At 64.5% G+C, this 13,421-nt stretch carries 16 protein-coding genes and 1 pseudogene; 3 read left to right on the top strand and 14 right to left on the bottom strand.

Going from position 1 to position 13,421, the window contains the following annotated elements:
* Positions 1-64 precede the first annotated feature (64 nt).
* The 13 genes and pseudogenes from EA187_RS20550 to EA187_RS01375 all read right to left on the bottom strand — a co-directional run bounded on the left by EA187_RS20550 (position 65) and on the right by EA187_RS01375 (position 9,346).
* Positions 65-1,147, bottom strand: a complete 1,083-nt coding sequence (locus EA187_RS20550) for a hypothetical protein (RefSeq protein WP_206524150.1) — start codon at positions 1,145-1,147, stop codon at positions 65-67.
* Positions 1,148-1,311: 164 nt separating this feature from the next.
* Positions 1,312-1,986 carry an MBL fold metallo-hydrolase gene (locus tag EA187_RS01325; protein ID WP_115603295.1) on the bottom strand — a complete coding sequence of 225 codons (675 nt, stop codon included), beginning with the start codon at positions 1,984-1,986 and terminating at the stop codon, positions 1,312-1,314.
* Entirely contained in the window at positions 1,983-3,041 is a 1,059-nt protein-coding gene (locus tag EA187_RS01330) for a hypothetical protein (protein ID WP_127778922.1), read from the bottom strand. Before EA187_RS01330 ends, EA187_RS01325 begins: the two co-directional genes overlap by 4 nt.
* Positions 2,993-3,439 (bottom strand): transcription antitermination factor NusB, encoded by a 447-nt coding sequence (gene nusB / locus EA187_RS01335; protein ID WP_115603293.1) that lies wholly within the window; start codon positions 3,437-3,439, stop codon positions 2,993-2,995. The genes EA187_RS01330 and nusB overlap by 49 nt, the downstream gene beginning before the upstream one ends.
* A 12-nt stretch (positions 3,440-3,451) precedes the next feature.
* Complete coding sequence (gene ribH, locus EA187_RS01340; RefSeq protein ID WP_115603292.1) at positions 3,452-3,922, bottom strand: 6,7-dimethyl-8-ribityllumazine synthase; 471 nt, start codon at positions 3,920-3,922, stop codon at positions 3,452-3,454.
* Positions 3,923-3,949: 27 nt separating this feature from the next.
* Positions 3,950-5,101, bottom strand: coding sequence for a 3,4-dihydroxy-2-butanone-4-phosphate synthase (ribB, locus tag EA187_RS01345; protein ID WP_127778923.1), 1,152 nt, complete (start codon positions 5,099-5,101; stop codon positions 3,950-3,952).
* 21 nt (positions 5,102-5,122) lie between these two features.
* On the bottom strand, positions 5,123-5,761 hold the full coding sequence (locus EA187_RS01350; protein WP_115603290.1) for a riboflavin synthase: 639 nt from the start codon (positions 5,759-5,761) through the stop codon (positions 5,123-5,125).
* A gap of 3 nt (positions 5,762-5,764) precedes the next feature.
* Positions 5,765-6,922, bottom strand: a complete 1,158-nt coding sequence (gene ribD / locus EA187_RS01355) for a bifunctional diaminohydroxyphosphoribosylaminopyrimidine deaminase/5-amino-6-(5-phosphoribosylamino)uracil reductase RibD (protein ID WP_115603289.1) — start codon at positions 6,920-6,922, stop codon at positions 5,765-5,767.
* Between the two features lie 6 nt (positions 6,923-6,928).
* A complete protein-coding gene (gene nrdR / locus EA187_RS01360) occupies positions 6,929-7,441 on the bottom strand; it encodes a transcriptional regulator NrdR (protein ID WP_115603288.1) in 513 nt (170 codons plus the stop codon).
* Positions 7,442-7,463: 22 nt separating this feature from the next.
* The gene (rpiB, locus tag EA187_RS21020) at positions 7,464-7,922 is read right to left on the bottom strand and encodes a ribose 5-phosphate isomerase B (protein WP_347343327.1); all 459 of its coding nucleotides are present in this window, start codon (positions 7,920-7,922) and stop codon (positions 7,464-7,466) included.
* Between the two features lie 57 nt (positions 7,923-7,979).
* Positions 7,980-8,186, bottom strand: a pseudogene (locus EA187_RS21025) (acyl carrier protein); the annotation flags it as partial.
* A 281-nt stretch (positions 8,187-8,467) separates the two neighbouring features.
* Positions 8,468-8,656: a 50S ribosomal protein L32 gene (gene rpmF, locus EA187_RS01370; RefSeq protein WP_111727862.1), complete on the bottom strand. Its 189-nt coding sequence runs from the start codon at positions 8,654-8,656 to the stop codon at positions 8,468-8,470.
* Positions 8,657-8,758: 102 nt separating this feature from the next.
* Positions 8,759-9,346 (bottom strand): YceD family protein, encoded by a 588-nt coding sequence (locus EA187_RS01375; RefSeq protein ID WP_127778924.1) that lies wholly within the window; start codon positions 9,344-9,346, stop codon positions 8,759-8,761.
* A gap of 192 nt (positions 9,347-9,538) precedes the next feature.
* On the opposite strand from EA187_RS01375, the gene EA187_RS01380 reads away from it, so the two are divergent.
* The gene (locus tag EA187_RS01380) at positions 9,539-10,009 is read left to right on the top strand and encodes an LEA/WHy family protein (protein WP_127778925.1); all 471 of its coding nucleotides are present in this window, start codon (positions 9,539-9,541) and stop codon (positions 10,007-10,009) included.
* 20 nt (positions 10,010-10,029) lie between these two features.
* Here EA187_RS01380 and EA187_RS01385 read toward each other — a convergent pair whose 3' ends face one another.
* Entirely contained in the window at positions 10,030-11,190 is a 1,161-nt protein-coding gene (locus EA187_RS01385) for a hypothetical protein (protein ID WP_127778926.1), read from the bottom strand.
* A gap of 279 nt (positions 11,191-11,469) precedes the next feature.
* On the opposite strand from EA187_RS01385, the gene EA187_RS01390 reads away from it, so the two are divergent.
* A complete protein-coding gene (locus EA187_RS01390; RefSeq protein ID WP_127778927.1) occupies positions 11,470-12,516 on the top strand; it encodes a M23 family metallopeptidase in 1,047 nt (348 codons plus the stop codon).
* Between the two features lie 47 nt (positions 12,517-12,563).
* Positions 12,564-13,283 (top strand): glutathione S-transferase N-terminal domain-containing protein, encoded by a 720-nt coding sequence (locus EA187_RS01395; protein WP_164855884.1) that lies wholly within the window; start codon positions 12,564-12,566, stop codon positions 13,281-13,283.
* The last annotated feature ends 138 nt before the right edge of the window (positions 13,284-13,421 follow it).

Raw genomic sequence — 13,421 nt, forward strand, 5'->3', positions numbered from 1 at the left:
GAAGGGCAAAGCTCCAGCCGCCGCGCTGGTGCGCGGCGGCCTGATTTGGGGCGTTTTGGAGGATTCAGGGAGAGGACTGGCGATTGATGCGTTCGGCGACAACGACGGCGTCGACGATCGACCAGATGTGCACGACCCAGCCCAGGAGCACCAGCCAGAGCAGGATGCAGAGCACCATCATGATGATGCCTTTGCTGACCTCGCCATTGTAGATCTGGCCGGTGCCGCAGAGGATCAGGCTGAGCAGGAGGGCCATCCCTGGCTGGTGTTCGGGTTGGTCGAGGGCGTTGGCCTGACTGAGGGCGAGCTCGCCAGCACCGGCCGGGGCCAGGGCGGTGGAGGGCCGTGGGACGGCGAAGCCGAAGGGTGAGCTTTCGGGCTGGGCGTAAGGGCTGGCCTCGTAGCCTGTGCAGGAGACGACGGTGGCGCGCTGATTGGCGAGGGGTTTGGGCTCGCAGCTGGCAGCGGCATCGACGATGACCGAGTTGGCGTCGCAACCTGTGTTGGAGGTGGCCGAAAAGCGCTCCGTGGAGCGAAGGCCCCCGTCGTACCCTTCGCGGTGCGAGAGGGTGGGGCGGTCGCGGCGCGAGGACACCACACCGTAATTGAGCGAGGATTGGCGGGAGGTGCCGCCAGGCGGTGCGACGTCTGTATGAGAGCGATGGAGGGGCGCGCGAGCGGCATCCGGGTAGCGTTGCAGCGGGGCGTCGGGGTGTTGGAGCGGTGAGAACGCCGGAGCTCCGACGGCGTCATCCAGGGTGGCACCAAAGGGGGATCTTGCCGGATCGAGGGGAGCTGGCACCGGAGACGGAGTGGCCTGGCGAGCGGGTTGAGGCTCACGAGGACTCGCAGCCGGGGAGCGGCCTGCGGCGAGATCGGCGGCGGCCTCCAGCTCTTGCCAGCTGCGGTCGGTCTCCTGGCGAGGAGGCGGAGCGTGGAGGTTCTGGCCGTTGGGGACCTGGTAGTAGAGGTTGCCGTCGGCGTCGCTGTCGAGCTCGAGCACTCCCTCTTCAAGAAGTTGATTGAGCAGGCGATTGGCCTCCCTCGACGGGATCCCGAGGTAGTAGGCGACCGAGGCGGTCGTGATCCGGGCGTCGGTCTCAAAGGCCATCTTCAAAATGGCTTGTTCAAATCGCTGCACTTCCATGGGGCGCCACCCTCTTGGTTACCACATCACCAGTGAACGAAACGGGCCGGGAAGCCTGCGCGCTCACTCTTAGAACCATCGTAGCGAGGCGAATTGTTCCCAACAAGCCAGGCTGCGAGCATGCATAGACTATGCCGCCGGGGCGTCGGGGGGAGTGTGCGGCTTCAGTGGGCCGACGTACCCATCACGATCACCCTGCTCTTAAAACTAAGCAGAGCCTCATCACATTCAACGCTCATCTCGACCTCTTCGACGGGCCAGGGGGATGTGGCCAGAAAGTGAGAGATGGGACGAAGTTTCAAGCCGACACGCGGGTCGGCCGCATGGGTGGGCACCACCGCGCGGGGACTGAGCGCGCGGCACCACTCCCAGGCCTGGGCGGCCCCGATGGTGAAGTAGCCTCCCACCGGCACGATCAAGAGGTCGATACGCGGGCCTGCGTTCAGGGCCTTGAGATCGTCGGGACGCGGGCTGTGGCCGACGTCGCCCAGGTGAACCAGGCGTCGGTTGGCGAACGCAATGCTGAGGATGTCGGTGGTGCCACCGCGTCGTCTGCCACGGTACTCGTCGTGGTAGACCCGGGTTCGGGTGAGGGTAAAGGGCCCTGTGGGGCCAGCCTCGACGCGGGGGGCCGGGTGAACCAGCGCGTCGAGAGCGGCGTGATCGTCGTGCTCGTGGGTGACGACGACGGCGTCAAAAGGATCACCGATAGGAGGCAGGGCCATCGCCCCGCCGAAGCCTCCCGGGCGGTAGGGGTCTATCAGCAGGCTGTGAGCACCGGCGTGCAGCCCGAAGCAGGCGTGTCCATACCAGGTCAGGGCGAAGGTGCCGGGGCTCATGGCCGGCGGTCGCGAGCGGGCACATCAAGCTCGACGAGGTTGCGATCCACCCAGCTTGCCAGGGCCTGGCGCGAGAGGGGAGGGAGCGCTTCGAGCGTGAGCGTGAGCAGCGCCGCGTCGCTCCATGAAGCCGCCGCCGCAGGCGCAATCAGCACCTCGCCGCGCTCGGCCAGGGCCCGGGGCTGAGTCTCACTGCGATCGATCGTCAGGGGCGAAGGATCGCGGTAGTCGCGGGCCAGCGACCAGCCGCGGGCCGGAGCACGTTCCGGGGACGAGGCGTGGGGCTGTGTCTGAGTCGAGGTCGGCTCGGGAGTCGCGCCATCACGCGCCGCTTCGGCGTGGTGATGGCCGGTGGACACGGTGTGCGCCAGGCTGCGCGCCGTGGCTGCCGCATGGCCGGCCTCGACGACCGCTTCGCCACCTTCGAGCGCCACGTCGGCGCGGGCCGGGGCGACGCTCTCATCGCTGAGCAGGGCGTGACGCTCCGCGACGCCCGGCGAGGTGAGCGCGGCGTAGAGGACGAGATCGTCGGCGCTGTGATTGTCGTCGGTCAGCGCGGTGGTTCGAGCCTCTTCGGGAGTGTGCTCGCCGCCGGCGCCCTCCTGAGGCGCGGGAGGTTGAAGAAGTCCCAGAAGTTGGCCCTGAGCGTCGAAGATGGCCCAGCGTTCGTCGGCGCGCTCAACCCGCCAGTGGCCGGGAAGTTCGGCGACATCATCGCTGATCCACCCGCTGGGAGCCGGGTTGCTGCCGAAGGTCGAGGCGCTAACCTGATGCTCGTCGCCGAAACGCACGGATCCCACCGGACGCAGCGCGCTGTCGTAGACGCGCGCCTGACGTGCGCGCAGCCTCACCTTCAGGAGCGCGCCATCGGGGCCGTTAAACACCAGGCGTTTTCCGCGGGTGGTGTAGTGCTCGTAGAGCGGATCGCCGGGAACAAAGCGGGTAGGCTCGGGGGGCTGGCGTACGCATCCGCTGAGAATCAGCAGAGTGCCGGCCAGCCCCACAATCAGGCCTCTTCGTCCGGGGCGGCGATGGTGATCTTTCGGTTTTGACATAGCTGGTCGAGGAGTCCGTTGATGAAGCCCGGGGTACCCTTATCGCCAAATTCTTTGGCGAGTTCCACACAGGCGTTGATCACCACCAGCGGCGCCGTCTCTCCTTCCAGGAGCTCGCTGACTCCCACGCGAAGCAGGTTGCGGTCGACCGCGGCCATGCGTTCGATACGCCAGCGTGGGCTGAGGACTCGAATCTCCTCATCGACACTGGCCAGGTTATCGATCACCGCATGCACCCGCGCGACTACCAGGTCCCAGTAGCGGGCCGGGTGATCATCGGGTTCGGCAAGGGTAGCGCGAATGGTCTCCAGCGCATGTCGGGCTTCGTAGCCTGAGACGTCAATCGCATAGAGGGTGCGCAGGGCCGCTCGGCGTGCGCGTCGTTGCTTGTCGATCATGGAAATTCTCGTTTAGCCTGAGAGCGCGTCGTAGAGGTTGACCATCTCCAGGGCGGCCATGGCGGCCTCGACACCTTTATTACCAACTTTGGAGCCGCTGCGCTCCACGGCCTGGTCGAGCGAATCGCAGGTGATCACGCCGAAGCTCAAGGGGACCTCGCCATCCATGGCCAGCTGTCCGATGCCCTTGGCGGCTTCGGAGGCGATGTAGTCGAAGTGCGGCGTGGAGCCGCGGATCAGCACGCCCAGGCAGATGATCGCGTCGACGTTGAGGGTGCGTTTGACCCTCGCGGCAGTCATCGGCAGCTCAAAACAGCCCGGGCAGCGCACCACGGAGATGTCGTCTTTGTCGACGCCGTGGCGCACCAGGGTATCGATCGCGCCGCTGAGAAGTTGCTCCGAGAAGAAGGAGTTCCAGCGCGAGGAGACGATCGCAAAACGCTTGCCCTGGCCTTGAAAGCCGCCTTCGATGATGGTGGTCATAACATAATCCTTTTTAAAATCAACCGTTTAGCGGTTTCGGGCGAGGATGGGGATCTGGTTGACGATCTCGATGCCGAAACCGTCGGAGCCGACGATGGTCTTGGGGCGGTTGGTCATGACCTCGACCTTTCCGCAGCCGGCGTCGCGCAGGATCTGGGCGCCGATGCCCAGCGAGCGCAAGATCTGGCGGGGCTGGTTGACCTGGCGTGCGCGTTCGGCCTCGTCAAGCTCCTCGGTGGCTTTATGCACGTAGCGACGCACGAGATCGGAGGCGCGGGCGGCCGGCTTGTCCAGATAGACGATGACGCCGGTGCCGACTTCACCGATGGCCTGCATGCAGTCGCCGAGCAGGGAGGCGCTCTCGCTGGTGTGGTTCAAGAAGATGTCGAAGCCGTCGACGCGCGGCTGTACTCGGACCGGCGTGGGCGTCTCGGCGTCGGGGGTGCCGCAGATAAAGCAGAGGTGTTCGGCGTCATCGACGCGGCTTCGGTACACGCGCACCTTCCAGTCGCCGGGGAACTCGGTGGGGAGTGCGGCTTCTTCGACCACTTCGAGCAGCGATTCGCGCTGCAGGCGGTAGGTGATGATGTCGCTGACCGAGAGGAGCACCATGTTGTGCTCTTCGGCAAAGCGCTCCAGGTCGCTTAAGCGCGCCATGGTGCCATCGGGGTTCATGATCTCGCAGATCACGCCGGCGGGTGTGCTGCCGGCCAGGCGAGCCAGATCGACGCTGCCTTCGGTCTGTCCGGTGCGCACGAGCACGCCACCGTCGCGGGCGCGGAGCGGGAAGATATGCCCGGGCATCACGATGTCGTGGCGGGTTGCCCCCTCGGCTACAGCGGCCTCGATGGTGCGGGCGCGGTCAGCGGCCGAGATGCCGGTGGTCACACCTTCGGCCGCCTCAATGCTTACGGTAAAGGCGGTGCCAAAGGGGCTGGTGTTGCTGTCGACCATCATCGGGATGCCCAGCGTCTCGATCTGGTCGGGGGTCAGCGTCAAGCAGATCAGCCCGCGGCCGTAGGTGGCCATGAAGTTGATGGCCTCCGGGGTGACCTTATCGGCGGCCATGACCAGATCCCCTTCGTTTTCGCGCTCTTCGGCGTCGAGCAGGATCACCATCTCACCGTTGGCGATGGCTTTGAGTGCTCGTTCTACCCGAGCGATTGCGGCGTCAGACATCGGCGCTACCTCCAGAAAGGATCATTGAAATCCGAAACGTGCGAGCTTCTCCAGGTTCAACCCGCCGGTGGCGTCGGGCTCGACGAACTTGCGGACATATTTGCCCAGAACGTCGGCCTCCAGGTTGACCCGCTGACCGACGGTGTAGTCGGTGATCTTGGTCTTGTCGGATGTAAAAGGGATGATCGCAAGGCCAAAGCGCGAACTCTCGACGGAGTTGACCGTCAGGCTGACGCCATCGACGCAGACCGAGCCCTTATCGATGAGGTAGGGCGCGACCTCCGGGGGGGCTTCGACCTCAAAGAGCCAGGCGTTTTTTTCTTTGCTGCGTTTGCGAATCACGCCCACGCCGTCGACATGCCCGAGCACCAGGTGGCCACCGAGGCGATCGCCGACGCGAAGTGCGCGCTCCAGGTGCACCTTATCGCCGATGCGGCGATCGCCCAGCGTGGTTTTACGCAGGGTCTCCGGGCTGGCGTCGACGCAGAATCCGTCGCTTGTGAGTCGGGTCACCGTGAGGCAGGCCCCATCGACGGCGATGGATTCGCCAAGCTCGATGGTGCTTAAGTCAAAGCGGGTAGCGATGGTGAGCTCCCAGTTCTCGCCAGCCTGGCGTTTGGAGCGAACTTCGCCCAGGTCGGCGACCAATCCGGTAAACATCGTTTAAGCCTCGTCGAAGAGCGAAGGGAGCTGTGCGCGGCGCTCAGCCGGCACCTCGCCATGAATGAGCAGGTCGTCGCCCAGGCGCTCCATGGCCGGGGCGTTCAGGGTGACAGCGTCGTTCATAAGCTCAAAGCCGCGTCCGCCAAGGGGCGCAGGTCCGCTTCCGCCGACGACTTTTGGGGCGACAAAGGCGTAGGCATAGTCGACAAGCCCCTGGTCGAAGAGTGCCCCGTGAAGCGCGGCGCCCCCTTCAACGAGAACGCTCAGAAGGCCGCGGGAGGCTATGGCGCGCAGGATATGCTCAAGATCCAGGGGCCCATCGGCGTTGCGTGCCACGTGGATCACTTCCACGCCAGGCCGAGCCTTAAGAGCTGCGGCGCGTGCCGGATCGGCATCGTCGGCACAGAGTACGATCGTGGGCGCGTTGGACTCGTGGAGGTTGTAGATCGCCAGATCTGGCGAGGACTTCAACGAGGTGTCGAGCACAAAACGCACCGGATCGCGACCACCGTCGATGCGGCAGGTCAGGCGAGGATCGTCGGCCAGCAGGGTGCCGGTGCCGATGAGGATGGCATCGAGGCGGTCGCGGAGCTGATGCACCCGTTCGCGGGCCAGTTCACCGGTGATCCAGCGGGAGTCGCCGGTGCTCGATGCGATCTTACCGTCGAGGGTCATCGCCCATTTGGCCACCACCCAGGGCATGCCCGTGGTGATATGCTTGAAGAAGGGCGCGTTAAGAGCACGGGAATCCGCGTCGAGCACGCCCTCGACAACCTCAACGCCAGCCTCGCGAAGCCGGCGCACCCCGCGCCCGCTGACCCTCGGGTTGGGATCGATGGTGCCCACGACCACCCGCGCGATCTTATGACGAATGATCGCGTCGGAGCAGGGCGGGGTGCGGTTGAAATGGCTGCAGGGTTCCAGGTTGACGAAGAGTTCGGCACCTTCGACGTCCCCGCCGGCATCCTTGATCGCGGCGATCTCGGCGTGATCTTCGCCAGCCCGCACATGGTAGCCACGCCCGATCACCTCGCCCTGGCGGACGATGACACACCCGACCATCGGGTTGGGCCGGGTGCGGCCTTCGGCACGTCTGGCCAGCGCGATGGCCTGGGCCATGTACTCGCGGTCGGTGGGCTTCTGAGAAGAGGCTGCCATGGGATCTCAGTCCTTGGTCGCCGGCTCGTCGGGCTCGCCAGCAGGTGGCGAGGGGTGACGGTCGCGCTCAAAACGATCGAGCTCGCGTAGCTCGTCGAGAAATTCGTCGATGTTATTAAACGCGCGGTAGACGCTGGCGAATCGAATGTAGGCAACCGGATCCAGATCGCGCAGCTCGGTGGTGATCGTGGAGCCGATCCAGTCGCTGGTCACCTCGCGCGCGCCCAGCTCAAGCATGTGCTCCTCGAAGCGGTCGACGACATCCTCGATCTGGGCCACCGAGATGGGGCGTTTGCTGCAGGCCAGGCGGATGCCCCGCTCGATCTTCTGGCGGTCGTACTCCTCGCGGGTCTCGTCGCGTTTGACGACCTGCGGGAAGGCCTCCTCGATCTGCTCGTAGGTGGTGTAGCGCCGCTCGCATTGCAGGCACTCACGTCGACGACGGATCGCCGAGCCCCCGCGAGCCTGGCGGGAGTCCACAACGCGATCTTCGAGGTGGCCACAGAAGGGACAGCGCATAACACGTCTGAGATAAGGAGGATCAGGAGTCGGTCTTGCCGCGCCCTTCAAGCTCGCAGATGCGGGCGACGCGACGGCGGTGGCGCCCGTCATCGCCCGGATCAAAGGGCGTGGTCAAGAAGGCTTCGATGCAGGCTTTGGCCATATCGGGGCCTGTGAGTCGGGCCCCCAGGCATAAGACGTTGGCGTTGTTATGCTTACGGGCAAGGGCCGCCTGTACCGGGTTGGTGACCAGGGCGGCGCGGATGCCGTCGATCTTGTTGGCGGCGATCGACATGCCCACGCCCGAACCACAGATCAGGATCCCCAGCGTGGCCTCCCCGCGCGCGACCACACGTGCAACCCGCTCGGCGAAGTCCGGATAATCGACCGAGGCGCTCTCGGAGGGGCCTAAGTCGCGCACCGACTTCTGCCGGGATTGCAACCAGGCGCAGAGTTCGGCCTTAAAGTCGACGCCGGCATGGTCGGCGGCGATTGCCACATCGTCGATCGCCACAGCCTCACTCGGCTCGCCGCGCAAGGGTTCAATCAGCGCCACCAGCTCGCCGACGGTTGTCACCGACTCCAGCGCCTCTTCGGGAAGTTCGCCCAGCCCGAAGACCTCCTCAATGCGCCAGACCAGGTTGACCACATCCAGGCTGGTCACACCCAGGTCTTCGGCGAAGCGGTCGTTGGGACCAATCTCTTTTGCGCTGATCTCGAAGACCTCCGAGATCACCTCGATCACACGCGCTAAGGTCGACATAGGTTTCCGAGCGTTACGACGCCATGAGCCAGCGTTGACGCCATGTCTGCTGCATGGAGAGTACTCTGAGCTGCGTTGCAAATCTTCGACGATGCGCGAGCATCGCCTGCGTTTTGCGCCTTGCTCACGTCACTCTCAATCTCGCATTCAAAGGCGTCACCCTTGCCTCATGGCGTTAAACGCAGCGCGCCGGTAAACCCGCCCCCGATCAATATTCGGGCGGGATCACCGGCGACAGCTGCTTCATCATCTTCAGATCCGACCAGGTCGGTGTGCGGGCCTTAGTACTGCTCCCACACCTCAACGACCTGCTCTTCGCCGTAGAAGCCGCAGTCGGCGCAGGCGCGGTGCGAGCGCTTGGGCGCGTAGCACTGCGGGCAGCGCTGCAGCTTGATCGCGGTGAGCTTGTCGTGGTTTGCGCGACGCGAGCGCGTCTTGGCCTGGGACTTACGTTTCTTGGGCACAGCCATGGTAGCCTCCTCTCATGCTTCTTGTCTGGCGCAGGCTCACAGGTGCCCTTGCCTTCATCAAAATTGCCTGAAGCCACCGACAATCGTCGGGGCCGGGGTCACTTATTCGGTGTCGTTGCTCTTGAGCTTAACCTCGCGCAGCTTCGACCAGCGAAGATCGATGGAGTTGGCCTCATTGGCCTCCACCGTCTCCTGGCCCACATGCGCCTCGAAGGCCGCGTCACAGGACGCTTTATCCTCCTCGGTGCACCGCGCAAACGTGGGGAGCTCCAGAACCACCGCTTCTACAATGAGTGGGCGAAGGTCAATGACCTCTCCCTCGTAGAAGCTCACGTCGAGGTCGTCGGCACTTAGCACGATCTCTTCGCGATCGCCATAGGCCTCCTCCCACGAAGCGCGAGACATCAACACAAACTCCACCGAAGAGTCAAGCTCGAAGCGCCGCTCACGCATGCAACGGCCACATTCATAGCTGAGCGCGCCCTCAACCTCGCCATGAAGACGCACGGTGGTCTCAATGAGCTGAGCGCTCAAGTCGACTTTAAAGGAGACGTCGTCGGCGGGGCGGTACCCGGTGGACTCGAGCCCTTTTGCCAGCCACTCCAGCTCCTCCATCGGGGCTTCAAAACTCAGCTCGATAGGCTCGCCCTGAAAATCCAGGAGATCGAGCTCAAAGTTAGCGCTGTTCATCGGGTGCCTCAGGTGGTGTCGGGTGAAGATCGATCGCGCGTTGCCCGAAGGCGACACGCGAAAGGGCGGACCTTGTACCGATGGTGTGCATCGGCGTCAACGCGCTTGCTCTAAGCGGGCGAGCTGGCGCACCATTTCGCAAACGAGGCGCCGGCGGAGGTGCTGTCCTTATTTACGCGAGGAGACCAGGCGATGACCGAATACACCACTTCGAGATGGCGCGTTACCACGGCGCTTGTGTTGCTTTTTTTGGCGGCGGTGCTGGTGGTCGGGTGTGCCGCACCGCGGGCGTCGGTGCGGGATGTGGAGTTTCGTTCGCTGAACTTAAGCGGGCTCAACTTCGGCCTGATCTTCGATCTGGCCAACCCTAACGAGTATGCGTTGCCGCTGCGGGAGGTGGACTGGCGCGTCGATCTTTTTTCGGCCTATCTGGCCAGCGGCTCGGCGCGCCCCGACCAGAGAATCCCGGCGAAAGGAAGCGCTCGGGTGGATGTGCCGGTCTCGGTGCGATTTGCCGAGGCGAAGCAGAGCACCTCGCGCATTATTCGCGAGCCGGTGATTCCCTGGCAGGTCTCCGGGGCGTGCCATTTTGAGACGCCGATCGGAAGCATCCCGGTCCGCTTCAATGACGCCGGGCAGTGGGACAATCCGCTGGTGCGTTAAAGGCGCCGCGCTGCAAGCGCTCAGAGTACGCCCTCATCGCGTAACTTTCGCAGCTCTTCCTGGAGGCGGTGGGTGGCGAAGTCCACCCGGCGCATGTGCTCTCCGTACTCGGGATGGCGACCGGCGAAGAAGGCGTGGGCGTTGAGGTAGACCAGGTATCCGGCCATCGCCACGTTGCCGCGGGCAGCATGGGCGTGGAGCGTCTCAATGGTGTCGTGGGTGTTTTTGTAGGCCCGCTCGGCCAGCGACTCGGCCAGCGCGATGGCGTCTTCGCTCAAAAGATCGGCGGCCGCGCCCCAGTGCTCTCCGCGCCAGTCACGGCGTTTGCGATCAAAACGCTGGCGGGTGGCCTCATCGCGCCAGCGGCGGCTGGCGTCGTAGAGCGGTGCGTAGAAATCAGGGGTGCGATGCACGATGTCGGCGTAATAGGAGTAGAAGGCGCTCAATTCCTTATCGAGTGCATCGCGAAGCTGGCGCACCCGGCGCATTTTCCACCACTGCTCCAGGCGCCGGCCAAGATCGCCGCTGACAAAGGCGTCGAGCACGGCGGTCGCGTCGAGGTTGCCGATGCGGTCGACGTCGAAGATCGCCGATCCCCGCTCCGATAGACCCAGCGAGGCCCCCCAATCGCCACCGCTCCGGGTGTCCCCTCGGAGCGCCCGTCGCTGGCGCGCTTCCTGGTAGGTGGGCACGCCACTTCCGGCGCGGCGCAGCACCGGGAGGTTGTCGGCATCTTGAGAGGCCACGTGATCCCCGGAATCGACCTCCAGCAGACGGCGATCCTCATAGCTCAGCGCCGGGAGCTGGCGTCGGCTGCCCACCTCGCGATGCTCCGAGAAGAACTCGCCAATGGCCTCCAGACTATCTTCTAAAAACGCGTCGTAGCTGCCGTGGCCGGCCACCAGATCTTCAAGCCGAGACCACGCGCCGAAGATCGCGTCCTCGGTGGAGGGAAGCAGGTTGTGGTGATGCATCAGCTCCAGCGCCCAGCTCGAAGCGCCCAGGTCCCAGTAGATATCGAAGATCGACACCCGGGTGTTGCCCACCGGTCGGGAGACGCGCAGCGCCTGACGCAATGTGGCGCGCTCCACCGCGCGGCGGCGCTGGCGGGTGGCCTGTGTGACTCCGCCGCCGGCCAGCAGCACCAGCGTGGTCAGTAGGGCCCAGGTGATCGGTTCCATGGCGTCCTGAAGCGTGCAGAAGGGCTGGGTGATAGGGGCGTTAGGGAGAGGCTTGCGATGGGCCAGACATCAGGCGCGCGATGATGTCACCGGGGCTCAGGCGCTGTCAAAACGCTCTGCGCCGAGCCGGGGTTGACGCGCTGGCGGTGCGGCACCATCATCCTCGCCACTCTGCACCCCGGGAGCCCTGCGAGCGCAGAGCGCTTGCGGGTGCACAACCCGGGTAGGATGTCGACGGTGCGGTGCCTCCTTACATGGGAGGCCGACAGGTGATCAGCAGTGCGAGCAGTCGGGACGTCTCAGAGCGCGGCGGCGCATCTTCGGTGGGAGCGTGGTGCAGAGCGCAGATACCTCGTGGGGCTGCTCTTGATGCTCACCATGTCGGCTGGCTGCGCCTCCTTTCGTTCGCCATCGCCGGTCTGCCTGGCGGGCGCCCAGCTCGATAAGAGCGGCATCTGCCGCAACCAGGTCACCCCCGAACATAAGATCCCCTTTCGCGAAGGCTTCAGCGCTGAGGTCACCCAGGGGTTCCACGGCTATACCAGCCACAAAGAAGATCTGGCCTTTGCGGTGGACTTCGCCTGCGAGGAGGGCACCCCGGTGGTCGCCTCCCGCGACGGCGTGGTCTGGTCGGTGCGCGGCGACTCCAACATGGGATGTTCCGATCTTGAGTGTGTGGAGGAGGCTAACTACGTGGTGCTCGATCACGGCGATGGCACCTACTCCTCCTATTATCACCTGCAACATTTCGGGGCCCTGGTGCAGCCTGGCGAGCAGGTCTGTGCCGGACATATCGTGGGGTTGTGTGGCAACACCGGTTACTCCAGCGGATCGCACCTGCATTTCGCCCTGAGCAACCTGGCCGGTGTGACGATGCCGGTGCGTTTTGAAGAGGCGCGCCGCATGGGCTACGCCTTTCCGCTGCCGCGCGCCACCTACGCCTCGCGCAACGACCTGTCGTTGACCTGTGACGACACCGAGTACTCCACGCTTCCACGTGACGCGTTCGCTCATCAGGGGATCTTTTTAGATAAACGCCTTCCCACGGTGCTGGAGCTTGGCGACGGGGTCGCAGGCCAGCGTATTGAGGGAGTCTCCCGGGGGCGTTTCCCCAACATCACCATTCACCGACGCTCGGTCGGCTCCAACCAGTGGGAAGAGACCTGCGTGCCGGTCGATGCGCGCGGGCGTTTTGAAGCCCTGCTTCCCTGGCCGCCGGGGGAATTTGAGGCGGGCTATTACTTCTTCATGATCACCGGCAGCGACGCCGAATGCGGCTCGCCGGGCTGGGCCTGGTCGTATCGCGTGCGCGTCGACCGCCCCTGAGCTTTGTTCAACCTCCCCTCTACGCGCGCCTGCGCTCAAGGATCTCGATGTCTGCTCTTAACAACGTCCATGCGTTGATGGTCTCCATGATGCGTGCCGGTCGCGGTCTCTTCGTGACGTCGCATAACCGCCAGCATCCCCCCCGTCCGGCAAAAGCGCTGGAACTCTATGAGTTTGAGGGCTGCCCTTACTGCCGCAAGGTTCGCGAGGCGATGAGCGAGCTCGACCTGGAGTTCATCAACCGTACCTGCGCGAAGGGTGATGAGACCAAGCGAGCGCGCGCGGTTGAACTCAGCGGCAAAGCGCAGTTTCCGCTGCTTGTGGACCCGAATACCGACACGGTCCTCCTGGAGTCGGAGGCGATCATCGCCTACCTGCATGAGCATTACGGCGATGGGCGCGGACTGCTCGACATCGTCACGAGCTTTCCGAGCACGGTGGCCGGCTCCATGGCCACAGCCATACGTCCCCGGGGGCTGCGCGTACGCCCGGGCTTTGAAGCTCGCTCGCAACCCGACTCAACGCTCGTCCTCTACAACTTTGAGGCCTCGCCATTTTGCCGAAAAGTGCGCGAGACCCTCAACGAGCTCAACCTCGACTACCATGTCAAGAACGTCGCTAAGGGCTCCGCTCGCCGACCTGAGTTTCATGAGCTTGCGGGGCGCGTGATGGTGCCTTACCTCGTCGACCCCAACCAGGGTGTGGCGATGTTCGAGTCCGACGACATCGTCGCCTACCTGCACACAACCTACGGCGCTCAGGATTGAGCGCTCGTCGGCAGGTGGCCCGCGCTCCTTGCCCCGCCTCCGGCGCTGGGCTACATCTCCCTGCTGCGCCTCATCGCTACGCGCACAGGGCGCAACCATGAAGCTGTTCAGCTGGATTCAACCTCGACTTTTTCCAAA

This window comes from Lujinxingia sediminis, from assembly GCF_004005565.1.
In the GTDB taxonomy this organism is placed as follows: domain Bacteria; phylum Myxococcota_A; class Bradymonadia; order Bradymonadales; family Bradymonadaceae; genus Lujinxingia; species Lujinxingia sediminis.

Coding starts and splice junctions, on each gene's coding strand:
- EA187_RS01375 (WP_127778924.1), bottom strand. CDS start 9,346: ATGAACAGCGCTAACTTTGAGCTCGATCTCCTGGATTTTCAGGGCGAG.
- ribB (WP_127778923.1), bottom strand. CDS start 5,101: ATGTCTGACGCCGCAATCGCTCGGGTAGAACGAGCACTCAAAGCCATC.
- EA187_RS01350 (WP_115603290.1), bottom strand. CDS start 5,761: ATGTTTACCGGATTGGTCGCCGACCTGGGCGAAGTTCGCTCCAAACGC.
- nusB (WP_115603293.1), bottom strand. CDS start 3,439: ATGATCGACAAGCAACGACGCGCACGCCGAGCGGCCCTGCGCACCCTC.
- EA187_RS01395 (WP_164855884.1), top strand. CDS start 12,564: ATGTCTGCTCTTAACAACGTCCATGCGTTGATGGTCTCCATGATGCGT.
- EA187_RS20550 (WP_206524150.1), bottom strand. CDS start 1,147: ATGGAAGTGCAGCGATTTGAACAAGCCATTTTGAAGATGGCCTTTGAG.
- ribH (WP_115603292.1), bottom strand. CDS start 3,922: ATGACCACCATCATCGAAGGCGGCTTTCAAGGCCAGGGCAAGCGTTTT.
- EA187_RS01325 (WP_115603295.1), bottom strand. CDS start 1,986: ATGAGCCCCGGCACCTTCGCCCTGACCTGGTATGGACACGCCTGCTTC.
- EA187_RS01385 (WP_127778926.1), bottom strand. CDS start 11,190: ATGGAACCGATCACCTGGGCCCTACTGACCACGCTGGTGCTGCTGGCC.
- EA187_RS01380 (WP_127778925.1), top strand. CDS start 9,539: ATGACCGAATACACCACTTCGAGATGGCGCGTTACCACGGCGCTTGTG.
- EA187_RS01330 (WP_127778922.1), bottom strand. CDS start 3,041: ATGTCAAAACCGAAAGATCACCATCGCCGCCCCGGACGAAGAGGCCTG.
- ribD (WP_115603289.1), bottom strand. CDS start 6,922: ATGGCAGCCTCTTCTCAGAAGCCCACCGACCGCGAGTACATGGCCCAG.
- nrdR (WP_115603288.1), bottom strand. CDS start 7,441: ATGCGCTGTCCCTTCTGTGGCCACCTCGAAGATCGCGTTGTGGACTCC.
- rpmF (WP_111727862.1), bottom strand. CDS start 8,656: ATGGCTGTGCCCAAGAAACGTAAGTCCCAGGCCAAGACGCGCTCGCGT.